The organism is Bacillus sp. FSL M8-0166 (assembly GCF_038008825.1).
Lineage (GTDB): Bacteria > Bacillota > Bacilli > Bacillales > Bacillaceae > Bacillus > Bacillus safensis.
In genome coordinates, this window is sequence record NZ_JBBOZZ010000001.1 from 1,263,890 (window position 1) to 1,287,969 (window position 24,080).

23 protein-coding genes are annotated in these 24,080 nt (G+C 43.8%); 1 reads left to right on the plus strand and 22 read right to left on the minus strand.

What is annotated here, in order from left to right; genetic code table 11:
• Positions 1 to 40: 40 nt before the first annotated feature.
• The 5 genes from recG to NSS92_RS06795 form a co-directional block, all read right to left on the minus strand.
• Complete coding sequence (recG, locus tag NSS92_RS06775) at positions 41 to 2,089, minus strand: ATP-dependent DNA helicase RecG (RefSeq protein ID WP_340867200.1); 2,049 nt, start codon at positions 2,087 to 2,089, stop codon at positions 41 to 43.
• Positions 2,067 to 2,969 carry an L-serine ammonia-lyase, iron-sulfur-dependent, subunit alpha gene (gene sdaAA, locus NSS92_RS06780; RefSeq protein WP_024424200.1) on the minus strand — a complete coding sequence of 301 codons (903 nt, stop codon included), beginning with the start codon at positions 2,967 to 2,969 and terminating at the stop codon, positions 2,067 to 2,069. The genes recG and sdaAA overlap by 23 nt, the downstream gene beginning before the upstream one ends.
• A 20-nt stretch (positions 2,970 to 2,989) precedes the next feature.
• The gene (gene sdaAB / locus NSS92_RS06785) at positions 2,990 to 3,652 is read right to left on the minus strand and encodes an L-serine ammonia-lyase, iron-sulfur-dependent subunit beta (RefSeq protein WP_267586235.1); all 663 of its coding nucleotides are present in this window, start codon (positions 3,650 to 3,652) and stop codon (positions 2,990 to 2,992) included.
• A gap of 148 nt (positions 3,653 to 3,800) precedes the next feature.
• The gene (locus NSS92_RS06790; RefSeq protein ID WP_340867201.1) at positions 3,801 to 5,474 is read right to left on the minus strand and encodes a DAK2 domain-containing protein; all 1,674 of its coding nucleotides are present in this window, start codon (positions 5,472 to 5,474) and stop codon (positions 3,801 to 3,803) included.
• 15 nt (positions 5,475 to 5,489) lie between these two features.
• Positions 5,490 to 5,852, minus strand: coding sequence for an Asp23/Gls24 family envelope stress response protein (locus tag NSS92_RS06795; RefSeq protein WP_008344871.1), 363 nt, complete (start codon positions 5,850 to 5,852; stop codon positions 5,490 to 5,492).
• 271 nt (positions 5,853 to 6,123) lie between these two features.
• Between NSS92_RS06795 and rpmB the strand changes: the two genes are divergently transcribed.
• Positions 6,124 to 6,312, plus strand: coding sequence for a 50S ribosomal protein L28 (gene rpmB / locus NSS92_RS06800; protein ID WP_003212514.1), 189 nt, complete (start codon positions 6,124 to 6,126; stop codon positions 6,310 to 6,312).
• 69 nt (positions 6,313 to 6,381) lie between these two features.
• Here rpmB and spoVM read toward each other — a convergent pair whose 3' ends face one another.
• From spoVM to NSS92_RS06885, 17 genes are all read right to left on the minus strand, one after another.
• Positions 6,382 to 6,462: a stage V sporulation protein SpoVM gene (gene spoVM, locus NSS92_RS06805; protein ID WP_008354550.1), complete on the minus strand. Its 81-nt coding sequence runs from the start codon at positions 6,460 to 6,462 to the stop codon at positions 6,382 to 6,384.
• A 71-nt stretch (positions 6,463 to 6,533) separates the two neighbouring features.
• On the minus strand, positions 6,534 to 7,178 hold the full coding sequence (locus NSS92_RS06810; protein WP_340867202.1) for a thiamine diphosphokinase: 645 nt from the start codon (positions 7,176 to 7,178) through the stop codon (positions 6,534 to 6,536).
• Positions 7,179 to 7,238: 60 nt separating this feature from the next.
• The gene (gene rpe, locus NSS92_RS06815; RefSeq protein ID WP_039178465.1) at positions 7,239 to 7,889 is read right to left on the minus strand and encodes a ribulose-phosphate 3-epimerase; all 651 of its coding nucleotides are present in this window, start codon (positions 7,887 to 7,889) and stop codon (positions 7,239 to 7,241) included.
• Between the two features lie 3 nt (positions 7,890 to 7,892).
• Positions 7,893 to 8,789: a ribosome small subunit-dependent GTPase A gene (gene rsgA / locus NSS92_RS06820; protein WP_267586231.1), complete on the minus strand. Its 897-nt coding sequence runs from the start codon at positions 8,787 to 8,789 to the stop codon at positions 7,893 to 7,895.
• 12 nt (positions 8,790 to 8,801) lie between these two features.
• A complete protein-coding gene (gene pknB, locus NSS92_RS06825; RefSeq protein WP_340867204.1) occupies positions 8,802 to 10,757 on the minus strand; it encodes a Stk1 family PASTA domain-containing Ser/Thr kinase in 1,956 nt (651 codons plus the stop codon).
• A complete protein-coding gene (locus NSS92_RS06830; RefSeq protein ID WP_324290794.1) occupies positions 10,751 to 11,521 on the minus strand; it encodes a Stp1/IreP family PP2C-type Ser/Thr phosphatase in 771 nt (256 codons plus the stop codon). Before NSS92_RS06830 ends, pknB begins: the two co-directional genes overlap by 7 nt.
• 3 nt (positions 11,522 to 11,524) lie before the next feature.
• On the minus strand, positions 11,525 to 12,607 hold the full coding sequence (gene rlmN / locus NSS92_RS06835) for a 23S rRNA (adenine(2503)-C(2))-methyltransferase RlmN (RefSeq protein WP_267586229.1): 1,083 nt from the start codon (positions 12,605 to 12,607) through the stop codon (positions 11,525 to 11,527).
• Positions 12,608 to 12,610: 3 nt separating this feature from the next.
• Positions 12,611 to 13,954: a 16S rRNA (cytosine(967)-C(5))-methyltransferase RsmB gene (gene rsmB / locus NSS92_RS06840; RefSeq protein WP_340867206.1), complete on the minus strand. Its 1,344-nt coding sequence runs from the start codon at positions 13,952 to 13,954 to the stop codon at positions 12,611 to 12,613.
• Positions 13,941 to 14,894 carry a methionyl-tRNA formyltransferase gene (gene fmt / locus NSS92_RS06845; RefSeq protein WP_095408454.1) on the minus strand — a complete coding sequence of 318 codons (954 nt, stop codon included), beginning with the start codon at positions 14,892 to 14,894 and terminating at the stop codon, positions 13,941 to 13,943. Before fmt ends, rsmB begins: the two co-directional genes overlap by 14 nt.
• Before the next feature lie 5 nt (positions 14,895 to 14,899).
• Positions 14,900 to 15,382 carry a peptide deformylase gene (def, locus tag NSS92_RS06850; RefSeq protein WP_267586227.1) on the minus strand — a complete coding sequence of 161 codons (483 nt, stop codon included), beginning with the start codon at positions 15,380 to 15,382 and terminating at the stop codon, positions 14,900 to 14,902.
• A gap of 15 nt (positions 15,383 to 15,397) precedes the next feature.
• Positions 15,398 to 17,806, minus strand: a complete 2,409-nt coding sequence (gene priA / locus NSS92_RS06855; protein ID WP_340867208.1) for a primosomal protein N' — start codon at positions 17,804 to 17,806, stop codon at positions 15,398 to 15,400.
• The gene (gene coaBC, locus NSS92_RS06860; RefSeq protein ID WP_267586225.1) at positions 17,803 to 19,020 is read right to left on the minus strand and encodes a bifunctional phosphopantothenoylcysteine decarboxylase/phosphopantothenate--cysteine ligase CoaBC; all 1,218 of its coding nucleotides are present in this window, start codon (positions 19,018 to 19,020) and stop codon (positions 17,803 to 17,805) included. The genes priA and coaBC overlap by 4 nt, the downstream gene beginning before the upstream one ends.
• A gap of 117 nt (positions 19,021 to 19,137) precedes the next feature.
• The gene (gene rpoZ, locus NSS92_RS06865) at positions 19,138 to 19,341 is read right to left on the minus strand and encodes a DNA-directed RNA polymerase subunit omega (protein WP_003211647.1); all 204 of its coding nucleotides are present in this window, start codon (positions 19,339 to 19,341) and stop codon (positions 19,138 to 19,140) included.
• Between the two features lie 3 nt (positions 19,342 to 19,344).
• Positions 19,345 to 19,959, minus strand: coding sequence for a guanylate kinase (gene gmk / locus NSS92_RS06870; RefSeq protein ID WP_024424214.1), 615 nt, complete (start codon positions 19,957 to 19,959; stop codon positions 19,345 to 19,347).
• Between the two features lie 9 nt (positions 19,960 to 19,968).
• Positions 19,969 to 20,238 carry an extracellular matrix/biofilm regulator RemA gene (remA, locus tag NSS92_RS06875; RefSeq protein WP_008344898.1) on the minus strand — a complete coding sequence of 90 codons (270 nt, stop codon included), beginning with the start codon at positions 20,236 to 20,238 and terminating at the stop codon, positions 19,969 to 19,971.
• 76 nt (positions 20,239 to 20,314) lie between these two features.
• Positions 20,315 to 21,190, minus strand: a complete 876-nt coding sequence (locus tag NSS92_RS06880; RefSeq protein ID WP_267586224.1) for a YicC/YloC family endoribonuclease — start codon at positions 21,188 to 21,190, stop codon at positions 20,315 to 20,317.
• Between the two features lie 83 nt (positions 21,191 to 21,273).
• Positions 21,274 to 23,949 carry a calcium-translocating P-type ATPase, SERCA-type gene (locus NSS92_RS06885; protein WP_340867209.1) on the minus strand — a complete coding sequence of 892 codons (2,676 nt, stop codon included), beginning with the start codon at positions 23,947 to 23,949 and terminating at the stop codon, positions 21,274 to 21,276.
• Positions 23,950 to 24,080: the final 131 nt, after the last annotated feature.

The window sequence follows — 24,080 nt, forward strand, 5'->3', positions numbered from 1 at the left end:
CCTTGTTTCAAAAAGACAAGAAAATTCCTCCAGCGTTTGATCAGCTTAATTTATCTCCGCCCAGCACACCGCTGTCTATCAGTGTTTGCCGGAGTTCTTTGTATTCAGGATCAGTCCAAAAAGCGTCCGATTGGACAAGGTCTGCCGCATCTTTTCTAGCCGTTTCCAGTGCTCTATAGTCATGGACCATATCTGCTACTTTAAATTCTGGCATCCCGCTTTGTTTTTTACCAAAGAAATCGCCGGGTCCTCTTAGTTCTAAGTCCTTTTCAGACAGTTCAAAGCCATCGGTTGTTTCGGACATGATCCGCATCCGCTCTTTCCCCGTTTCGGATTTTGGATCAGCCATTAAAATACAAAATGATTGATGCTCTCCTCGTCCGACCCGGCCTCTTAGCTGATGAAGCTGAGACAGTCCGAAGCGGTCTGCATCATAAATGACCATGATGGTTGCATTCGGCACATTGACCCCGACTTCAACGACTGTGGTTGAAACGAGAATTTGTACTTCATTTGCGGTAAAGGCTCTCATGACCTGATCTTTTTCATCACTCGCCAGCTTCCCATGCATTAAGCCAATCGACCACTTACCGCGGTACGCCTCAGTGAGCATGCTATGGACATCAAGCGCATTTTGGACATCCAGCTTGTCTGATTCTTCAATGAGCGGACAAATGATATATGCCTGTCTTCCTTTTCTCAGCTCTTTATCCACAAAAGCAAGAATTCTCTCAAGCATGTCATGCTTCACCCAATACGTTTCGATTTGTTTTCTGCCCGCTGGCAATTCATCAATGACGGAGACGTCCATTTCTCCAAAGACAGTGATCGCAAGTGTTCGCGGAATAGGTGTGGCAGTCATAAACAAGACATCTGGATCCTGCCCCTTGCTTCTTAGTTTTTTCCGCTGCTCAACTCCAAACCGGTGCTGCTCATCTGTGATGACAAGACCGAGCTGCTGAAATTCGACTTCGTCTTGAATGAGTGCGTGCGTGCCGACTAATATGTCAATCTCGCCTTCTTTTAAACGTTCCAGTAATTCTCTGCGTCGCTTTCCTTTCACAGAGCTCGTCAAAAGGGCGATATTCAGCCCCCATTTTTCAAACAGCTGGTAAAGCGAATCGGCATGCTGTTCTGCCAAAATTTCTGTTGGGACCATTAATGCACCTTGAAAGCCTGATAAATGAGCGGCATAAAGCGCAATGGCTGCAACAGCTGTTTTCCCTGAACCTACATCTCCTTGGAGTAGCCGGTTCATTCGATATGGAGACGCCATGTCCGACATGATTTCATCAAGCACTCTTGATTGTGCCTTCGTCAGCGGAAATGGCAGGCTGTCAACAAACTCAAAAACTGCCTCTTTGGAAAACGGATGCTGGATGCCTGATGTTTTTTCTCGTTCTTTCTTTCTAATCGCCTGCATCTTCAGCTGAAAGATGAGGAATTCCTCGTACACAAAACGGCGTCTTGCTTGCTTGAGCGAATCTCTTGTTTCTGGGAGATGAATGGTTTTTAATGCTTCCTGATAGGACATGAGTTTATAGGCAGAGACAAGCTGCGTTGGCAATGGATCTTCAGCTTTGTCTGCATAAAGTGACAAGGCTTGCTTCACAAAGCGTCTCATCATTTTCACGGTCACATTTTCTTTTACTGAATAAACGGGCTCAATACTGCCATCTTGCTCGTGCGTCCCTTTTTTAAATTCCTGTACCATAATAGATTGACGGTTTTTATCCCATTTGCCAGTGACGGATACCGTATCACCTAACACAAGGCTTCTTTTTAAATAAGGGCGATTGAAGCAAATTGCTGTGATGAGAAGACGCCCGACAAGCAGCCTGAATGTCAGCCTGCTTCGTTTTTTGCCATAGTAGGTGAGAACGGGCTCACTATGTACTTTCCCTTCAACTGTGACACGTTCGTCATGCTTGACTTCTTCTAAGTTACGAAGCTCATAGTCATCATATCGATAAGGAAAGTAGCCGAGTAAATCGGCTACTGTGTAAATTCCAAGTTCATTGAGTGTTTTTTCGGTTTCCTCTCCAATCCCCTTCAGGACAGAGACACTATCTTGCAGTTTCTGTATCACGAGATGAGGTCACACCTCCGAAAATCTTCTTTTCAAGCTCTCTTGCTGTCGGTGTCGCAGCGAGTCCGCCTTGGGCTGTTTCGCGAAGAGCCGTTGGCATCGTTTGACCGATTTTGTACATCGCATCAATGACTTCATCACATGGAATGCGGCTTGTGATGCCGGCAAGAGCCATGTCTGCTGCGATCATAGCGTTAGATGCACCCATTGCATTTCGTTTCACGCAAGGTACCTCGACAAGTCCCGCTACAGGATCACAAACAAGTCCAAGCATATTTTTCAGTGTAATCGCCATCGCTTCTGCAGATTGCTGCGGTGTCCCGCCTGCCATTTCGACAATAGCTGCTGCCGCCATACCTGATGCAGAACCTACCTCTGCCTGACAGCCGCCTGCTGCACCGGAAATGCTGGCGTTATTCGCCACAACAAAACCAAATGCGCCAGAAGTAAATAGGAATCTGACCATTTGTTCCTTTGTTGGTTTTAACGTTTCTTTTACTGCAAATAAAGTACCTGGTACAACACCTGCTGAGCCTGCTGTAGGCGTTGCACAAATGGTTCCCATTGCGGCATTGACTTCATTTGTTGCAACTGCTTTACTGACAGCATCTAATATCGTATGACCAGACAGCGTTTTGCCTGATGCGATATAGGCTTGAAGTTTGACCGCATCTCCGCCTGTTAACCCTGATAATGATTTCACACCTTTCAGCCCGTTTTCAACGGCCTGCTCCATCACTTCTAGGTTGCGGTACATCTGGGAGAAAATTTCTTCACGTGACTTCCCTGTCACTTCCATTTCTTGCACAATCATTATCTCTGAAATGGAGGTATTCCGTTCTTCTGTTAGCTGCACGAGTTCTTTGACGTTTTTAAACATCATTCATAACCTCCTTGTTGTTACTCTGCAATTTGTGTGACTCGAATAATGTTTGGCAGCGTTTCAAGCTCTGATAGGACAGCTGGGTCAATATTTTGATCCACTTCAATGGTCATCAGTGCCTCTTGCCCAACATCTTTACGCGCCACTTCCATATGACCGATGTTGATGGCGAATTTCGCTAAGACATTGGCAACTGCCGCAATCGTCCCGTAGCGATCGTTATGAACCACAAGAATGGCTGGATGGTTCCCTGAAAGCCTGAGCTCAAAGCCATTTAATTCTGTGATTTCAATTTTACCTCCGCCGATGGAAATCCCGATTAATTCAAGGCTTCCGTTCGCATCAGAAATCTCTACTTTTGCTGTATTCGGATGCGCCGGCACTGCCTCTTCTTCTTTAAATTCAATATCGATCTCTTTGCTTTTTGCAATATCGATCGCTGTTTTTATTCGTTCATCAAATGTATCAAAGTCAAGAACACCGCCGATAATGGCGACATCTGTACCGTGTCCTTTATACGTATCTTTAAAGGAACCATAAAATGAAACGACAATTCGTTTCGGTTCTCTTCCAAATAAGCTGCGAGCTACTCTTCCGATACGAGCCGCACCCGCTGTGTGCGAACTTGATGGACCAATCATGACGGGTCCAATAATATCAAACACACTTCTAAATTTCATAGGTCTTCCCCTCTCATAACCACTCGCGTATGGTTTGGTTCTTTCTTTAGACTAATGGATTCATTCGTTTCCCGCAACTCATTTCACCGTTGAATCGCTAGTAAAAAATTGCAAAAGAAGAAGAAGGGCTTTATTTGCCCTTCTTTCGTTATTCAACCGCCAAAATATATGAATAAAGCGGCTGTTTTCCATCGTGGACTTCAACTTCTACATCTTCAAATGTTTCTTCAATAAAGGCTTGTAACGCATCCATCTCATCGGATGATGCATCTTCCCCTTTAATGATTGTGACAATCTCATCATCTTCTGTCACCATTTTGGTGAGAAGTTCTTTTGCTGCATCTAATTGATTTTTCGCTGTTAAGGTGATTTTCCCGTTGAACAGACCCATATAGTCACCTTTCGCAATATCGATTCCATCAATTTGAGTATCTCTCACTGCAAAGGTAATTTGCCCGCTTTTCACATGGTCAATTGCTTCTAGCATCGCTCTTTCGTTGTCTTCATTTGTAGCTGCTTCATTGAGAGAAAGAAGTGCCGACATTCCTTGAGGAACGGTCTTCGTCGGAATGACAACGACCTCACGACTTGAGACAGTTGCCGCCTGTTTAGCTGCCATGACAATATTAGAATTATTAGGTAAGATAAAGACGGTTTCGGCATGTACGCTTTCTATTGCTGTGACAATGTCTTCTGTGCTCGGATTCATCGTCTGCCCGCCTTCAATGACGACGGAAGCTCCGATGCTTTTGAACAAGTCAGCAATTCCTTCTCCCATTGCGACACTGACGACGCCAAAGCGCTGTTTTTCAGCAGCAGGTGCTTTTGGTGCAGCAGGCGCGTGTTCTCTTTCTTCGTTCACGATTGAGCTATGCTGCTCTCTCATGTTTTCAATTTTCATATTAATCAAGCTGCCGTAGCGCTGTGCATAGGATAAGACATCTCCTGGCTGCTCTGCATGAATATGAACTTTCGCCAGTGTATCGTCAGACACCACAAGAAGTGAATCTCCGAATTCACTTAAGTCTTCTCTGAAGGCATTCTCATCAAAGGACTGTTTGTCTTCTTCAAATTTCACCATAAATTCAGTACAGTAGCCAAATTCGATATCTTCTGTGTTCATATGGCTTTGCGCACTTTTATGATGCTCCGCACTAACGAGTTCTTTTAGCGTTGGTAAAGAAGCGGCTTTAGGAGGAAGCTCTTCTCCTCTTAATGAAGCAAGGAAACCTTCATATACGCATAGAAGTCCTTTACCTCCACTATCGACAACACCCACTTCTTTTAAGACAGGAAGCAGATCTGGCGTTCGATCAAGTGATGCTCTTGCTTCCTCAATTGTTAACTCTAGAACGCGGTCAATTTGATCTTCTGCTGCTGAAACAGCAACCGCTTTCTTTGCTGCATCTTTTGCAACCGTTAAGATGGTTCCTTCAATCGGTTTCATCACGGCTTTATATGCTGTATCAACACCCGCCTGTAAGGCAAGAGCAAATTCTTTTGCATCAATCGTTTCTTTTTGTTCAATATGTTTACTGAAACCTCTAAAGAGCTGTGACAGGATCACACCAGAGTTTCCTCTTGCGCCCATCAATAACCCTTTTGACAGGGCCACGCCGACCTTCCCAATATGATCGGTATTTGTTTCTTCAACTGCTTTAGCCCCTGAAGTCATCGACAAATTCATATTTGTTCCCGTGTCTCCGTCTGGCACTGGAAAAACATTTAACGCATCAACAATTTGTGCGTTTTGAGAAAGATGGTGAGCACCTGCAAGAATCATTTTTGCAAATGAGCGGCCATCAAGATTTCTAATAGACAATATATTTCCTCCTTACTACGGGTTCGTAACTTTTACTCCTTGTACATAAATGTTGACCGAGTCAACAGAAAGTCCAATTGTGTGATGAATGGTATATTTGACTTTCGTTTGAACATTATGTGCGACTTCTGATATTTTTGTACCGTAGCTGACGATGATGTACATATCAATATGAATGCGGTCTTCTTTTTGACGCACAAGAACACCCCGGCTGAAGTTCTCTTTACGGAGAATATCCGTCAAGCCGTCCTTAATTTGATTTTTGGACGCCATGCCAACAATACCATAGCAATCGATCGCAGCGCCTCCTGCCACCATTGCAATGACTTCATTTGATATATCAATTTGTCCGTATTTCGTTCTAAGTTCAATGGACACATTGGTTCCCCCTTTTTGAGAAATTGCCCTGAGTTATCACTATTTTACTATAAGACCCTTCTTTTTAAAAGAAATCATTCAATCCGACCCAATCCTACTTATACTATAGCCTTGATTTTTTATCAAGATGTCAAGGTATTTTTCTTGAAAGAGGAGTAAACAATCCTTGCAAACCCCTTGAAGCTGTGGTAAATTATTAAAGTATCTTGAGGCATCTCTAAGTACGTATATGAAGAATATGATGATGTTTTCGCAGTTAGGAGGGAAACAAATGGCACGTAAATGCGTTATTACAGGCAGAAAAACAAAAGCTGGGAACAACCGTTCTCACGCAATGAACTCTACAAAACGTACATGGGGCGCGAACCTTCAAAAAGTTCGTATTCTAGTGGACGGTAAGCCTAAAAGAGTATATGTATCAGCTCGAGCTTTGAAATCTGGTAAAGTTGAGCGTGTATAAGCAAGAGTAAACGCCTGCTACAATAAACTGTAGCAGGCGTTTTTATGTGGAAATAAAGGAGATTACTCATTAATCTTTTTTAAATGAACCAAGCATCGCACGGACAATGCCGCCAAGAAATCTAGGCAGTTTGATTGTATAAAATTTCATTTTGTCCCCCTCCTAAAAGTACCGCTTGCAGCACAATTGAGCTTAATCAGCCATCCACATTGATAGGTTGGTCAATCTTTGCTTCTTACCATTATTAATATGCCTTCATGAAAAGAAAAAGTACCATTTGAGTGGATGAGTTCGTTACTAATACATAGTGTGGAACCAGGCTCAATATGACAATTTTTCAGAGGATATTTGAAACCTTTTAATGTCAGCTTTTCAACCGATGTACCAAAGGGCAGAAACGACACATATTTTTTATCAGGGTCTTCTTTTATTTCGTATGTACCAGGTCCAAACATTTGAATGATATTTTGCTTATCTACAAGAGTGATGTTCTGCTTGTGCTGAATGCCTTTATATAGAAGGTGAATATTTCCTAGAAAGTGATCAGCCCTTCCTCCTGTAATGCCGTAAATGTGAATATGCGCTGGATGCTGGCGCATGGCCCAGTTCAGCGCAAGCTCTAAATCGGTTTCATCCTTTTCAGCCTGAAATACATTCAAGGCAGGCAATTTCTTTTTCAGCTCGCAAAGCTCTTCTTCTGTCACACTGTCAAAATCACCAAAAGCCTTGGCAGGCATGATGCCGTGCTCTAGTAAAAAGAGCGTCCCCCGGTCTACACCAACCCAGAGAATATCGTCCTGTGATACTTCATGTTCAAGGGGCGGGATGTATTCAAAAGGACCGCCGGCTACGATATGTATGTGCATGATATACGCTCCTCTCCATGTAAAAAGAACCAAAGATCAGAGTGACTTTGGTTCCTTTTTTTACGCTTCTCGAATGGCCTGAATGGCTGCTGCGCGGTTGTCTTTACCGTATACCGCTGAGCCGGCCACAAGTAAGTTAGCGCCTGCCTCTTTACAGCTCTTTGCAGTCTCTACATTGACACCGCCGTCTATTTCTATAAGTAAGTCTGATAAGCCCTTTTGTTCACTAAGTGTCTTCACTTCTTTTACCTTCGTGAGGACAGATGGAATAAAAGCCTGTCCGCCAAAACCGGGATTCACCGTCATGAATAAGACAAGGTCTACATCCTCTAATACATGCTCAATCTGAGAAACAGGTGTGTGCGGGTTCAAGACGACGCCTGCTTTTACACCTTGTTCTTTTATGTGCTGTATCGTTCTATGCAAGTGCGGACAAGCCTCTACATGGACAGAAATAATGTCAGCACCTGCTTTTGCGAATGCAGGAATATACCGGTCTGGCTGCTCAATCATTAAGTGAACATCGAGCGGCAGCTTTGTATGCGGTCTGATCGCTTCCACAACATTCGGCCCAAATGTGATATTCGGTACAAAATGACCGTCCATCACATCGATATGAATGTAATCCGCTCCGCCTTGTTCCACATCACGGATATCTTTCTCCAAATTGGCGAAATCTGCTGATAAAATGGAAGGGGCAATATAAACCATGATTTAGTACCTCGGCTTTCTGTCTTTGATTTCAGTTAAAAACTCTAAATAATGCTGATAGCGATACTCTCTGATTTGCTCTTGTTCAACCGCATCTTTTACCGCACAGCCAGGCTCTTTCACGTGCAGGCAGCCTCTAAACTTACAATCAGCACTCCGCTCTTTGATTTCTAAAAAGTAAAGACCTAAATCTTCTGCTTCGATGCCGGTAAATTCGAGTGAGCTAAAGCCAGGTGTATCTGCAATGAGCCCTTCTGCTGTACGAATGAGTTCGACATGTCTTGTCGTATGCTTCCCTCTTCCAAGATGGGATGAGATATCATTGGTTTTCAGCGCCAAATCAGGACTCATCGCATTTAAAAGGGAGGACTTGCCTACACCAGACTGACCGGCAAATACAGTGATTTTATTGTGAAAATGCGGGGTCAGCTTTTCAATTCCGTCTCCCTCAATCGTGGATGTTAAATGAACATCATACCCAATTCGCCGGTAGTCCTCTGCATAGCCTTGAATACTTTCACGCTCTTGATCTGTTTTCAATAAGTCCACTTTTGTGATACAGATAATCGGCTCAATATCATTTGCTTCCACAAGAACTAGAAATCTGTCTAAAAGCGATGTGCTAAAGGTCGGTTCTGTCGCAGAGAAAACGAGCACCGCTTGATCGACGTTACTAATAGGCGGACGAATAAGTTCGTTTGTCCGCTCTTTTACTTCTAATAAGTAGCCTTCTTTATCGTTGTCCGCTTGATATACGACATAATCTCCAACAAGAGGTGTGATTTTGTTTTTCCGAAAAATGCCTCTCGCTCTGCACTGAATCACTTTTCCAATTTCTAGAGACTCATCGAGCACATAATAAAATCCGCTTAATGCTTTAATAATTTTGCCCTCAGGCATAAAGTCACTCCTTTATTCATCGTCAGGGTATTCGATCGTTTTAGAGCTTACGACCTTATCATCAACTGTCACTTGATAGTATCCTTTTTGACCTGGTTCAATCTTAAATTTAATGGTCCGTTCAGTTGGTGCAGTGATGTTAAAGGTTTCATATGAATCAGAAATGCTATGCTCAGCATCGTCAATGGAAATCTGAACGGTCATCTCTTGCCCTTCTGTTACTGGTTCATACGGGATGGCAATCTTTTCAGTCACCGTTTTAGCCGGTTTTTCTTTCGGTCCAAGTGAGAAGGTGATCTTAACCGTATCACCTGGTTTAACAGCAGTACCAGCTCCTGGTTCCTGCTTCATCACCTCACCTTTTGGCACATCGTCAGAATACGCTTCTTTTTCATCAAGCTTTAATCCGTTATCCTCTAAATAATTCGATGCAGCCTGTTTACTATATGTCGTTAAATCCCGCAATGTAATATCGGCAGGACCTATGCTGACCGTCAACGTCACTTCTTCATCTGCTGCCACAAGCTCAGTACTCGCTGAAGGTTTCTGTTCCATGACAATCCCAGATTCGGTGTCATTATCATTTACTTCCTCCACAACAACTTGCTTAAACCCTTTTTTCTCTAATAATTCTTTTGCTTTATCGATCTTTTCACCTGTTACATCAGGTAATTCGGTCTTTTCCTTGCCCGTACTTTGATAAAGCTGAATCTCGGTTCCTTCTTTTACCTTTGTGCCGATTTTCGGGTCTGTTTTGACGACAAGCCCTTTTTCAATTTTTTCATCAGCGATCTCAATTGGTTCAGAGGCGACGGTAAAGCCAGCTTTCTTCAAGGTGTCCTCTGCTTTTTCAATCGTCATGCCAGATACATCAGTGACCTCAACATCTTTTGGAAAGAGCAGTCCCGGAAACACAGTGATGGCTAAAATGGTCGCAGCAGTCAGAATAAACAGGATGGATGCCACAATCCAAGGCCATTTTTTTCGTTTCTTTTTCGGCTTTTGTTTCTCTTTTTTCTTCGGTTTTTTCACCGGATGGACAGCTGTTTTTTCATTGTCTTGATCGACTTGATGATCTTGAATGATTGGGATCGCTTTCGTTGCTTCATGATCCTCTTCAATGACAAAGCGTTTTTCTTTTAGTCTTGAAGGGTCGAAAGCAGTTTGTAAATCTTTTTGCATTTCAGATGCATCTTCATATCGATAAAATGGATCTTTGGCCATCGCCTTTAAAATGATGTTTTCCACGCTTTGTGGAACAGAAGGATTCCACCTTCTCACAGATGGCGGCTCTGATTGCAAATGCTTCAGCGCAACACTGACAGCTGATTCTCCTTCAAATGGCATGCGTCCAGAAATGAGTTCATAGAGCACAATTCCAAGTGAATAGATGTCTGACTTTTTTGTCGCAAGACCTCCGCGTGCTTGTTCTGGAGACAAATAGTGCACGGATCCTAGGACCGAATTTGTGTGGGTGATGGTCGCTGAGCTGAGTGCAATGGCAATCCCAAAATCAGTGACTTTAATATTCCCCATGTTGTCTATTAATATATTGTGAGGCTTAATGTCCCGGTGGACGAGCTGTTTTGCATGGGCTTCTTCCATCGCCGCAACGACTTGCTCCATAATGCGAACGGCTTCTTTCGGATGAAGCGGGCCATTGGCGTGTATGTATTCTTTCAGCGTCATCCCCTCGACATATTCCATGACAATATAATAAATGTCATCTTCTTCCCCTACATCGTAGATGCTGACAATATTTGAATGATCTAAGCTTGCGGCTGATTGCGCTTCACGCCGGAAACGTCTAATAAAATCATCATCGCTTGCAAAGTCAAAGCGCAAAATTTTAATCGCGACTTCGCGATCTAAAATCATATCCTCCGCCAAATAAACGTTTGCCATTCCGCCTCCGCCTATGACGCGAAGAATCTGATAACGGCCGCTGATCCGTTTTCCGATCAACACTTGCTGTCACCCTCCTCTGGCTGGGAGGAGATTTCTAACAATACTGCTGTAATGTTATCTTCACCGCCGTTGTCATTCGCTGTTTGGATTAACGCTGTTACTTTTTCATCTGGTGCGGTTGTTTGCGTTAAAATATGAATCAAATTCTCTTCTTCTACTTTATTTGATAAACCATCTGAGCAAAGCAGGATTTGATCTCCTGGGTCCACTTCAAAGGTACGTGCATCAATTTGAACGTGTTTATCTGTTCCTAGTGCTTTCGTGAGCACATTTTTTCTTGGATGATATTCTGCATCCTCTTTAGAAATTTCACCTGTTTTCACAAGCTCATTTACAAGTGAATGGTCATCCGTTAGCTGGGTCAGTGCTCCTTCTCTTAACAAGTAGCAGCGGCTGTCTCCAATATGGGCAATTGTGACCGTTTGCAAATGAACGAGCGCACAAACAATGGTTGTCCCCATTCCTTGGCACTCCTCATTGTTTTTCGCATGTTCATATACTTGATCATTAATGTCACTAATTTTTGAGATTAACCAGCTTTCTTGCTCTGCTGGTTTTGCTGGAATTGAAGATGTTTCTTCCCAGTATTCTTTTAAAGAAGAGACGGCCATCCTGCTGGCGACATCACCAGCAAGATGACCTCCCATTCCATCTGCTACAACAGCTAGAAGGGTGTCTTCTTTTGCTTCAAAAATACCTGCATCATCTTCATTATGCTGACGGACTTTTCCTGTATCGGTTTGAAAGGCTGCCCTTATCAACATTCGTCACCTCGTCTCTTCCTGACGCTCCTTCGCTCTTAGCTGACCGCAAGCAGCATCAATGTCATGGCCTTGCTCTCGTCTAATCGTTACGTTTACGCCGCGTTCTTTCAGCGTTTTTTCAAATAGGAAGATTTGTTCTCTCGGTGTTCTTACATAATCCCTTTCCGGTACATAGTTCACCGGAATGAGGTTCACGTGGCACTTGATTCCTTTTAATAAGTCTGCAAGCTCTTCTGCATGATGCACTTGATCATTTACTCCGCCAAACAGACCGTATTCAAAGCTGACACGTCTTCCTGTTTTTTGAATGTAGTATTCAATGGCTTCCATTAATTTTGGCAGCTTATATGCCTTATTGATCGGCATCAGACGGCTTCTGATCTCTGTGTTTGGTGCATGCAGGGAGACAGCAAAATTGATTTGCATTTGCTCATCAGCGAATTGATAGATCTTTGGAATGATTCCGCTTGTCGACACTGTAATATGACGCGCACCAATATTTAAGCCGTTGTCATGGTTGATGATTTTAAGGAAGGCAAGCATTTCGTCAAAGTTATCAAACGGTTCGCCAATTCCCATGATGACAACCGAGCTGACTCTCTCATCTGTTTCGTCAAGTGCCTGCTGCACTTTCAATACTTGAGCAACGATTTCTCCTGCTTCAAGGTTTCGTTTTAACCCGCCAAGTGTAGATGCACAGAATGTACAGCCAATTCGGCAGCCAACCTGAGTTGTGACACAGACAGAGTTGCCGTATTCGTGACGCATCAGCACTGTTTCAATCGTATATCCATCATGTAATTCAAATAAAAACTTGATCGTTCCGTCTTGAGACGTTTGTTTGATCACGGTTTTTAATGTGGTGATCGCAAATTGATCTTTTAATTTCTCTCTTAAATCCTTTGAAAGGTTAGACATATCGTCAAAGGATGTCACACGTTTCTCATAAAGCCACTCGAAAATTTGAGCTGCGCGGAAAGGCTTTTCGCCTTGTTCTTTTAACCATTCTTTCATTTCGTGAAGCTCAAATGAGTAGATCGACGGCATATCTGTCTTCAGTTCTTTTCTTACTTTTTGTTCTGTCATTTTTTATCCCTTCTTTCTCATGCTGCAAATAAAGAAACCATCTGTTCCGAAATAATGAGGAAGAATTTGTACACTTCCGTTTTGAACAAACGGAGCAACCTGGTCAGGCAGCCGTTCATTAAGAGATAGATCGGGTTCGAAGTCTTGGTGTTCTTGTAAAAACGCATGAATCACTTGTTGATTTTCTGTTGGGTCCATTGTACACGTACTGTATACAAGGGTTCCGCCCGATTTTAAAAGCGGGGCCGCTTCCTTCAAAATGGCCTGCTGGATAGCTGCAAGCCTTGCTGAGTCTTCTGGAGACTTTGTATATTTCATATCTGGTTTTCGTCTAATGACGCCAAAACCGGAACACGGCGCATCAATGAGAATACGGTCAAACGAAGCCTTGCTGTAATAGTCTGCCGCTTTCCTTGCATCAAGTGCTTTTGCCTCAATGTGAGTAAGGTTCAGACGTTTTGCTGCTTGTTTGATGAGTTTCACTTTGTGTTCATGTAAGTCAAGTGAAACAATTTTGCCCTCATCATTCATACGTTCTGCAATATGTGTTGATTTTCCGCCAGGAGCCGCACAGGCGTCAAGCACCGTTTCTCCCGGCTGAGGGTCGAGTGCTCTTGCGACAAGCATGGAGCTTTCATCTTGTATCGTAACATAGCCTTCTTGAAAAGAAGGCGTTGAGACGATGGACCCTTTCATGAGCTTGAGTGCATCTTGTGATAAGTCGCCAAGCTCCGTTTCGATGCCTGCATCCATTAGTTTTTGCTGCAGTGCCGTGCGGTCAGTTTTCATTCGATTGACGCGAAGGGTTTGCTTTGGCGGTACTAAATGAATGCGGCACATGCTTTCTGCCGCTTCAAATCCGTACGCCTGAACCCATTCCTGCACAAGCCATAATGGGTGGCTTGTCTCAATGGAAAGCCGTTTTACGGGATCTTTGATCGCATCAAATGCCGGAACGCCTTCTCTTTGTACGGAACGAAGAACACCGTTCACAAGTGAAGAAATCCCTTTGTGCCCGCGTTTTTTCGTTAGCTCGACAGCTTCATGAATCGCTGCACGATCTGGGATTTTTTCGAGGTAAACCATTTGATAAAGAGACATCCGTAAAAGCTGCATCACCCACGGAGCCACCTTTTGCGGTTTTTTCACAAAGGGCGTCAGCATATAATCTAATGCCAGCTTATTTTGCAGTGTACCATACACAAGCTCTGTTAACAGCGGTTTGTCCTGATCAGCTAAGTCTTTATCTTTCATGACTGACTGCAAAAGCAAATTACTGTAAGCTTGGTTTTGTTCGAGTTTGATTAAAGCGTCCAGCGCTACTTCTCTCACATTACTTTTCTTCATTCATTAACCCTAATTTCTGTCCAATTTCGATATTTGCGCCTCTTAAAAAGTCTTCGCCGCTCATTTTTTTCTTACCAGCTGGCTGCACACCTGTTAATAAAAGGCCTTGCTCATTCCCAGTTCCAATGACCGGACCTTCTTTTTGAAGCTCAATCACTTTCCCGGGTTCTTCTTGCGCTTGAAGCGGAACCTTTTTCGCTTCCCATACTTTTAGATGAGCGCCGTTCCATTCAGTATAGGCAACTGGCCATGGATTTAAGCCGCGAACTTGGTTGTAAAGCTCTTCACCGGTTTTTGTCCAGTCTAATCTTTCTTGCTCCCGCTTAATATTTGGTGCGTATGTGGCGGCTTCTTCATTTTGCGGAATCGGGGAAATAGACCCGCTCAGAACATTTGGCACCGTATCTTTTAGCAGTGCGGCACCAGCTGCACTTAATTTGTCATGCAATGTTCCGACATTGTCTAATTCATCGATTTCTACTTCTACTTTACTGATCATGTCACCTGCATCGAGTCTTTCCACCATGTACATGATGGTAACGCCTGTTTTCTTTTTGCCTTGAAGGATCGCATAATGGATCGGCGCGCCGCCTCTTAGTTCTGGCAGCAGCGAGGCATGAACATTGATACAGCCAAACTTAGGTTCATCGAGTAACCGCTTTGGTAGAATTTGTCCAAATGCTGCGGTGACGATTAAATCCGGCTGTAATGCAAGCACCTTATCAATTTCTTCATCAAGGCGTACCTTTTCAGGCTGCAACACAGGAATGCCGTGCTTTAAGGCTTCCACTTTCACAGGAGGCGGTGTGAGCACTCGTTTTCTTCCTTTCGGGCGGTCTGGCTGCGTGACAACCCCTACAACTTCGTATCCTTCTGTTATAAGTGTTTGCAGCACAGGTACTGAGAAATCAGGGGTTCCCATAAATACGATACGTGCCATTTTCTTCACCCTTCCATTTCCGCAAGTTCTTTTTCTGTATAGGTTTCAATGATTTTGGACGTAAATAATATGCCGTCTAAATGATCAATTTCGTGCAATAAAGCTCTTGCTAAAAATCCGTCTGCTTCTATTGTAAATGGTTTGCCTTTCTTATCAAAGGCTTTTACCTTCACATAGCTCGGTCTCTCTACAGTGCCGTATAAAGATGGAAAGCTCAGGCAGCCTTCAATATCAGTTTGACTTCCTTCTACTTCAAGCACCTCGGGGTTCACTAAGTCAATTCTGCCAGATTCTTCTCCGATATCTACAACAGCGATTCTTTTTGAAATACCGATTTGTGGTGCTGCTAGTCCAACTCCATCCAGCTCAAGCATTGTATCATACATATCATCCAGCAGTTTTTTAAGCTTTTTATCGAACGTATCGACACGCTCTGTCTTTTGTTCAAGCACTTCTGCCGGATGTATGACTATTGGTTTTACTGCCACTTATAGCCCTCCGTTTTACATCATCATATATGGATTCATATCTATTGAAATCATCAATTGTTTTTGTTCCATTTCCTTTTGATAATGGTCTTGTATTTTCCGTAGTAAACTTGCCAGTTCATTTTCCCTTTTGTATTTTATCACGCATTGATAGCGATATCTATCTTTGATCTTAGCGATTGGCGATGCAGCCGGACCAAGGATTCGAGTATTCGGTGCACAGTTCATTTTTAGGAACTGGACAATTTGATCAGTGACATGTGCTGCCTTCGTCACTTCTTCGTGTGACACTGTCACCATCGCCAAAAAGTAATACGGCGGATAGGACTGGTGTCGGCGATGCAGCATCTCCTGTTCATAAAAGGCTTCGTAGTCATGCTGTTTCGTTAATTCAATACTATAGTGAGAAGGTGTATACGATTGAATAATAACCGAGCCCGCTTTTTCATGGCGCCCTGCCCTGCCGCTGACCTGCGTGAGAAGCTGAAATGTTTTTTCACTTGAACGGAAATCAGGGATGTGAAGGGATGTATCCGCACTGAGAACACCAACAAGTGTGACATCTGGGAAATCCAGCCCCTTTGCAATCATCTGCGTGCCGAGCAAAATGTCCGCTTCTTTATGACCAAAAGACGTGAGCAGCTTTTCGTGAGCACCCTTTCGAGACGTTGTATCCACATCCATTCGGATCACACGCGCCTCAGGCAATACCTTTGTCAGTTCTTCTTCTACTCGCTGCGTCCCAGTCCCAAAATAGCGAATATGCTCACTGTGGCATTCTGGGCATTCAGCAGGTACTGGTGCTTCGTGTCCACAATAATGACACTTCAGCCGTTTTTGATAGCGGTGATAGGTGAGAGAAATTTCACAATGAGGACATTGCTCCACATATCCGCAATCACGGCACATCACAAAGGATGAATAGCCTCTTTTGTTCAGGAATAAAACGGCTTGTTCTTTTCTTTCAAGCACCTCTTTTAACCTGATCATTAATTCTTCTGAAAACATGGAGCGGTTGCCATTTCTTAGTTCTTCTCTCATATCAATTAACGAAACTTGCGGCATCTGCTGCTGGTTGACGCGGTGCTTGAGCGACAGCAATGTATAGACGCCTTTTTTCGCACGTGCATAGGTTTCAAGAGAAGGTGTTGCACTGCCTAATACGACTGGACATTGATGCCGTCCTGCTCGTTCAATGGCGACATCCTTGGCATGGTAACGAGGCATTTCTTCTTGTTTATAAGAGGATTCGTGCTCTTCATCTATAATAATCATGCCTAAATTTTCAAATGGTGCGAAAACAGCAGATCTTGCGCCAACAACAAGCTTGACTTCCTTGCGGTGGATTTTCCGCCATTCATCATATTTTTCTCCTGTCGATAAGCCGCTGTGAAGAACGGCCACATTTGAGCCAAATCGTTCTTTAAATCGCTGCACCATTTGAGGGGTTAACGAGATTTCAGGAACTAAAACGATCGCTTCTTTTCCTTTTTGAAGAACATGATCAATTGTCTGCAAGTAAATCTCCGTTTTGCCACTTCCTGTCACCCCGTGCAGCAGAAAGGTTTCGTGCTGGTCCTCACTGACTGCTTGATGAATATGTTTTGCCGCCTCTCTTTGCTCAGGCGTGAGATCAAGTGAAGCAGATGGTGTAAACTCCCGGTCACGATAAGGATCTCGATAGACCTCTTCATAGCTTTCTGTTAACAGCCCTTCTTGAATAAAGGTTTTAAGCGTTTGAGAACTTGCGCCTGTTTGCTGCTGCAAGTCTTTTGCTAAATAGGTTGTCTCTCCCGCTTGAAGCAAATAGGAGATTAGTGCCTTTTGTTTCACCGCATTTTTCTTTAGCTGCTGCTGTTTTTCTTCAAGTTTTTCTTTCGATACAGCCAACTGGAGCATGCGGACCTTTTTCTTTCCAGATTTTTGCGAGACATGGTATCTCACCTCTAGATGACCTTTTTGGACATGCTTTTGAATCTGTTTTAATTGTTCGGCCGGGATGTCAGCATAAAGAATGCTTTCTCGCTGACCGAAAAGCTCTTTCAATGACTGCGGAAGTTCTTCCTCTGATAGCACCTGTATTTCTTTTTCATACTTTGCCTTCATGGCTGCGGGCAGCATCGATTGAAGTGCCGTAATATGATAGGACAATGTTTTTTCCGTCAGCCAGTGGGAAAGCTCCAATAGCTCATCTGTCAGAACAGGTGATAAATCAAATAAATCGACTATTTCTTTGATGCTTCCTGTCTTGATGTCTGTTTCATCTTTGACTTTTGTCACAAACCCTTGAATCTTCCGCGGGCCAAAAGGAACGACCACCCTCATTCCCGCTTTGACGAGATCTTTGAATCGATCTGGTACACGGTAATCAAATGGCCGGTCAATGGCTTTCGTTGTGACATCTACGATGACTTCAGCAATCATGCTCGATCACGCTCTTTTGGAAGCAGCAGTATTGCCTCCTTTAAAATTTCAAAAGCGAGGTCTTTTTTGCTCATCATCGGCAGCTCTTTTTTCGTTCCATCTGCTTTGATCAACGCTGCCACATTTGTATCTGTGCCAAAGCCTGCACCTTCTTTAGTGACGTTATTGGCCACAATCATATCTAGATGCTTGGATTCAATTTTCTTTTTCGCATAATATTCTACATCCTGCGTTTCAGCAGCAAAACCGACCAGCACTTGATGCTCTTTTCTTTTTCCCAGCTCTTTTAAAATATCTTTTGTCCGGGTGAATTCAATGTCCAGAGCGCCATCCTGTTTTTTCATTTTATGAGCATATGTTGTGACAGGGGTGTAATCGGCTACAGCTGCTGATTTAATGACAAGATCAGATTCCCCGTATACATCTAGCGCAGCTTCATACATCTCCTCAGCTGATTCAACGTGCACTACATGTACATGGTCAGGTGCAGTTAAAGAAACAGGTCCAGAAATCAGCGTAACATCAGCCCCCATTTGCTGAGCAGCCTCTGCAATCGCATAGCCCATTTTTCCACTAGAACGATTTGTAAAGAACCGGACAGGATCGATCACTTCACGTGTAGGACCTGCTGTCACCACGACTTTTTTACCTGAGAGCGGTAAGCTTTTTGGTTCTTCAAAAAAAGCACGGATGTGTTCAACAATTTTTTCAGGCTCTTCTAATCGCCCTTTTCCAATGTACCCGCAGGCTAAATAACCTTCACTCGGCTCAATAAACCGGTAGCCGTCTTCATATAATGTGCGAATGTTCCGTTTCACTGCCGGGTGATCGTACATATGCACATTCATCGCTGGTGCGATCCATACAGGCGCTGTTGAAGCAAGCAAAGTCGTCGTGAGCATATCATCTGCAAGTCCAGCGGCCATTTTACCAATCGTATGTGCTGTTGCAGGGGCAACAAGAATGAGATCGGCCCAGTCAGCTACGTCAATATGCGCAATGACTTTTGGATTGTTTTCTTTGAATGTATCCACATATACCTCATGCCGAGACAGTGCTTGGAAGGTAAGCGGAGACACAAACTCACGAGCAGATTCCGTCATAATCACTCTTACATTTGCGCCTGCTTGTACGAGTTTACTAGTAAGTGCTGCTGCTTTATATACGGCGATTCCTCCGCTGACACCGAGCAAAATATTTTTTGACTGTAACATTTGTTTGTCCCCCTTAACGGCCTTTTTCACAAATTCGTCTACAATTCAAAAAAGTCAAAACCAATCATAGTTTTGACTTTTTTGAACGTATCGTATCTGCATAGCAGAAGCGATGTGTTATTCTTGATCCTCTTTTTCAAATGTCAAAAGACCAGCGTCGATTTCTTCTAGTGCTTTGCCTACGAATTTGTAAGACTTTGTGTTTTCAATCTGCTGATCTTGATGGATCTGCATTTCACGTGCACGGCGTGCAGACACTGTTACAAGTGTATATTTTGAATCAAGTTTGTTCATCAATGAGTCAATTGAAGGATCTAACATGGTTTATTCTACCCCCAGCATTTTTTTATATCTTGGTGCGACTCTGTCTCTGCGCAGGTGTTCTGCAAGGACGATCGCTTTGATTCTTTCACAAGCAAGCTCGACATCATCGTTTTCAACGACATAGTCGTAAGCATCCATCATTTCAATTTCTTCTTTCGCAGCGGCCATTCGGTTTCGAATGAGCTCCTCAGATTCTGTACCGCGAGTAATGATACGGTTTTGAAGTTCTGAAAGACTAGGCGGTGCAAGGAAAATAAAAAGACCTTCCGGGAATGCTTCTCTTACTTGAAGTGCGCCTTGCACTTCAATTTCAAGGAAAACATCTTTTCCTTCGCTTAATGTCTGTTCTACATAGTCAACAGGCGTGCCGTAGTAATTCCCGACGTACTCTGCCCATTCTAACAGCTTTTTGTTTTCAATCATATGTTCAAATTCTTCCCTGGTTTTAAAGAAATAATCGACACCATTTCTTTCACCCTCACGCGGTTTGCGCGTCGTTACAGAAATAGAGTATTCAAATTTCGTATCTTCCTGGGAGAAAATGGCTTGTCTGACCGTTCCTTTTCCAACTCCCGAAGGTCCAGAGAGAACGATTAAAAGTCCTCTTTCTTTCATAATGGCGTATTACCCCTGCCCTTCATCTATGATTTCTTCTTTTACAGAAAGTCTTTGCGCGACAGTCTCAGGCTGAACGGCAGATAAGATGACATGGTCACTGTCCATAATGACAACAGCACGGGTTCTTCTTCCGTATGTAGCATCTATGAGCATGCCTCGATCTCTTGCGTCTTGTATCATTCGTTTAATCGGTGCTGATTCCGGACTGACGATCGAAATCATCCGATTCGCTGAAATGATGTTTCCAAATCCGATATTGATCAACTTTATGGTCATCTTCTTTCGTCCCCCTGTAATATAAACGTCTCTAGTCTCGCCGAAAGAGACGCACTGTAAACAGCATACACAATGACTATTCTATATTTTGCACTTGTTCTTTTATTTTTTCAATAGCACTTTTCATTTCAACCACCAGCTTTGTTAAATGGTGATGGTTCGCTTTTGATCCAATGGTGTTCACTTCACGGTTGAGCTCCTGTACAAGGAAGTCAAGTTTTCGTCCGGCAGCACCGCCTTGCAGCAAGATTTGCTGGAACTGCTGAAAATGACTTTTTAATCTCGTAATCTCTTCTGTAATGTCACACCGGTCAGCAAAGATGGCAGCCTCAGTTGTCAGTCTGCTTTCGTCAAGCGCTTCTCCGATCCATTCTTGCAATCGCTGGTTCAATCGTTCTTTGTACTGACTCACAACCTCTGGTGCAAAGACTTTGATTTCTTCTGTATAGGCCTCTAGTTCAGAAAGCCTCATTTCACAGTCTTTTTGAAGTGATGCTCCCTCTTGCTCTCTCATGAAGCAAAGCTCCTTGACAGCAGCCTCGCAAGCTTCCATCAGCAGCTGCTCTAACTGTTCATTTCGGCTGGCTGACTCTTCCACCTGAACGGCAAGCTCCAGCCCGAGTAAGTCATGTGCATGCTGAATGCCTGAAATGTGATAGCGTTCCTCAAGGTCTTTTGCGGCTTTCATGTATTCATCAAGCAGCGGCCAGTCGATCTGTAAGGACCGGCTTGCTAGTTTACCGCCTTCAATCGTAACAAACAGCTCAATTCGACCGCGCTGCACGTGACGAAGAATGATCTTTTTTAATGTATCTTCGAAATATAAAAGCGGCCTCGGCAAACGGGCATGAACCTCTTTAAAACGGTGATTGACCGATTTTAGCTCAACTGACACTGTCAGCTCGCCATCCGTTTTACTCGCTTGGCCGAATCCCGTCATACTGCGTATCATGTCAAAACACCCAATTCTTTCATATTAATAAAATGAAAAAGGTAATAGCAGACACTATTACCTCAAAATTATACCATAATCAATTATTTTTTTCTTGTCAAAAGTGATCCTGCCAGTAAAAAAGTTGGCAGTGCAGACATCCCGATGATCAGCAGCCAATCAATTGGTGCAATCGCGACCGTTTTGAAAATCGGCTGAAGCGGCGGGTAATAAATGACCACAAACATGAGTAAAAGTGATGACAAAACCGCACCGATCAAATAAAGGTTCCCAAATGGATTACGTTCAAAAATGGACCGTTCACTGCGGCAGTCAAATACATGAATGAGCTGCGCCAAAACAAGCGTACTAAATGCGACAGTCTGTGCATATTGCAGGTTGTTTGGATCGCGGTGATACACAAATATAAATGCCAAAAGGGTCGCAAGCCCGATGAGGAATCCTCTTGAGATGACCTTCCAGCCAAGCCCTCTTGCAAAAATACCTTCTTTCATATTCCGCGGCTTTCTCTTCATGACATCGCCTTCTGGCTTATCCATGCCAAGTGCCATAGCCGGGAGACCATCTGTGACAAGGTTTACCCATAAGATTTGTATAGGAACGAGCGGCAGCGGCAGCGCAAGGAGCATCGCAAACAGCATGACCAAAATTTCCCCGACATTTGATGCCAGCAAATAGCGGACAAACTTACGAATGTTTTCATAAATATTCCGGCCTTCTTTAATGGCGGATTTAATGGTCGCAAAGTTGTCATCAAGTAAAATAAGAGAAGATGCTTCTTTGGCTACGTCGGTTCCAGTGATGCCCATGGAGATGCCGATATCTGCTTGTTTGATGGCAGGCGCATCATTGACCCCGTCACCTGTCATCGCCACAACATGACCATTTTTTTGATAGGCTTTGACAATTCTCAGTTTATGCTCAGGGGAAACCCGGGCAAAGACGTATACATTTTCAGCCGTTTGCTCAAGTTCTTTGTCGCTCATCTGATCAAGCGCCTTCCCGTCAAGCACCTGTCCTTGCTTCGGTAAAAGGCTTAAGTCTTTGGCGATCGCTTTGGCCGTTTCCACGTGGTCCCCTGTAATCATGACCGTTTTAATCCCAGCATCCCGGCACTCTTTAATCGCTCGTCTGACTTCAGGACGCGGTGGATCGATCATGCCCTCTAACCCGATAAATGTTAAATCGGTTTCAGCCTGCTGTACAGAGGTGATTTTGTCTGTCAGACCAACTTTTTTATAGGCAATGGCAATGGTTCTAAGCGCCTGTCTTGCTAAGCCTTGAATCGCAGCTTCTGTTTCTTGCCTGTGAGTGGCTGAAAAAGAAGCTGTGCGCCCGCCGTGCATGATATGACTTGAACGGTTCAGTAGTACATCCGGCGCACCTTTTGCAATAACATACCGCTCTTTTTGATTCGTTTCAACGACGACTGACATCATCTTTCTTTCTGAGTCAAAAGGAAACTCCTCAATGACATGAAATCCAGCTTCGATGAATTGCTCTGTAAAACCCGCTTTACGTGCTGCGGTGAGAAGCGCCCCCTCTGTCGGATCGCCATCAAGCCTCATCTCCCCGTCTTTTTCAACGATGGTCGATGTATTACAAAGCGCCCCGTATAATAACACCTTTTGCAGGCTTGGGTGCTTGTCGGCATGGACGATTTCTCCGTTTAAGGTAAAGTCACCGGATGGCTCGTAGCCTGTGCCAGAAATATTCCACGTTTTTCCCTCTGCCCATACATGGGTGACGGTCATTTTATTTTGCGTCATCGTTCCTGTTTTATCTGAGCAAATGATTGACGCGCAGCCGAGTGTTTCCACCGCCGGGAGCTTTCTGACAATCGATTTTTGTTTGATCATCCGCTGCACCCCTAGGGAAAGTGCCACAGTGACAATCGCCGGCAGGCCTTCTGGAATCGCCGCAACAGCAAGAGATACTCCCGCTAGGAACATATGATACAATTCATGTCCTTGCACAACACCGAGAACAACAACGAGCACCGTTAAAAATAAAGCAGCCACAATCAGAATTTTCCCAAGCTGCTCGAGTCGTCTTTGCAGCGGCGTTTCCATATTACCTGCTGCATCCAGCATGCCGGCAATTTGTCCCATCGCCGTATTCATCCCTGTACCAATGACAACCCCTACGCCGCTGCCTCTAGTGACAAGCGTCCCCATAAAGGCCATGTTCGTCAAATCTCCGAGCGAGACATGGCTGCTTGAAAGCGGACTTGCGTGTTTGACCGCTGGGATGGACTCGCCAGTGAGAGCAGACTCCTCGATTTCTAAGCTCTTTGTTTCTAGTAATCTAATATCTGCCCCAATCCGGTCTCCGCTTGAAAATTTCACAATATCTCCTGGCACGAGATGTTTAGACGGGATCTTGACCCATTCATTATTTCTCCTTGCATACACGTGTGGAGTTGATAATTCTTTTAACGCTTGAAGGGATTTCTCCGCCCGGCGTTCTTGATAAAAGCCGAGTACACCATTAATCAAAACAATGGCTACAATCGCAACAGCATCAATGTATTCTCCTAAAAAGGCAGAAATGATTGTTGCTGCAAGCAAGATTAACACCATGAAATCTTTAAACTGTGCTAAAAAAATGATCAGAGCCGACGCCTTTTTTCCTTCCTGCAATTCATTAGGCCCGTGTTTTTCAAGCCGCTTTTGTACATCTTTTTCTGACAGTCCGTCACCTATCGATGTATTCATTGTTTTTAATAAATCGGTTTGGTTCAGTTCATGCCAATTCATTTGACCTCGTCCACTCCTCTTTTGTTCTCTCTCATATGCAGTGTTCTATAAGCCAGTTTATTCAGACTCGTCCTAAATCATGCTATAATAATAAGACTGCCTAAAGAACGAGAAAACGGAAGGTTCTTTCA

Coding starts and splice junctions, on each gene's coding strand:
- sdaAA (WP_024424200.1), bottom strand. CDS start 2,969: ATGTTTAAAAACGTCAAAGAACTCGTGCAGCTAACAGAAGAACGGAAT.
- sdaAB (WP_267586235.1), bottom strand. CDS start 3,652: ATGAAATTTAGAAGTGTGTTTGATATTATTGGACCCGTCATGATTGGT.
- rpmB (WP_003212514.1), top strand. CDS start 6,124: ATGGCACGTAAATGCGTTATTACAGGCAGAAAAACAAAAGCTGGGAAC.
- spoVM (WP_008354550.1), bottom strand. CDS start 6,462: ATGAAATTTTATACAATCAAACTGCCTAGATTTCTTGGCGGCATTGTC.
- NSS92_RS06810 (WP_340867202.1), bottom strand. CDS start 7,178: ATGCACATACATATCGTAGCCGGCGGTCCTTTTGAATACATCCCGCCC.
- rpe (WP_039178465.1), bottom strand. CDS start 7,889: ATGGTTTATATTGCCCCTTCCATTTTATCAGCAGATTTCGCCAATTTG.
- rsgA (WP_267586231.1), bottom strand. CDS start 8,789: ATGCCTGAGGGCAAAATTATTAAAGCATTAAGCGGATTTTATTATGTG.
- NSS92_RS06830 (WP_324290794.1), bottom strand. CDS start 11,521: ATGTTGATAAGGGCAGCCTTTCAAACCGATACAGGAAAAGTCCGTCAG.
- rlmN (WP_267586229.1), bottom strand. CDS start 12,607: ATGACAGAACAAAAAGTAAGAAAAGAACTGAAGACAGATATGCCGTCG.
- rsmB (WP_340867206.1), bottom strand. CDS start 13,954: ATGAAGAAAAGTAATGTGAGAGAAGTAGCGCTGGACGCTTTAATCAAA.
- fmt (WP_095408454.1), bottom strand. CDS start 14,894: ATGGCACGTATCGTATTTATGGGAACCCCTGATTTCTCAGTACCTGTG.
- priA (WP_340867208.1), bottom strand. CDS start 17,806: ATGATTGCTGAAGTCATCGTAGATGTCACAACGAAAGCCATTGACCGG.
- coaBC (WP_267586225.1), bottom strand. CDS start 19,020: ATGTTACAGTCAAAAAATATTTTGCTCGGTGTCAGCGGAGGAATCGCC.
- rpoZ (WP_003211647.1), bottom strand. CDS start 19,341: ATGTTAGATCCTTCAATTGACTCATTGATGAACAAACTTGATTCAAAA.
- gmk (WP_024424214.1), bottom strand. CDS start 19,959: ATGAAAGAAAGAGGACTTTTAATCGTTCTCTCTGGACCTTCGGGAGTT.
- remA (WP_008344898.1), bottom strand. CDS start 20,238: ATGACCATAAAGTTGATCAATATCGGATTTGGAAACATCATTTCAGCG.
- NSS92_RS06880 (WP_267586224.1), bottom strand. CDS start 21,190: ATGATACGCAGTATGACGGGATTCGGCCAAGCGAGTAAAACGGATGGC.
- NSS92_RS06885 (WP_340867209.1), bottom strand. CDS start 23,949: ATGAATTGGCATGAACTGAACCAAACCGATTTATTAAAAACAATGAAT.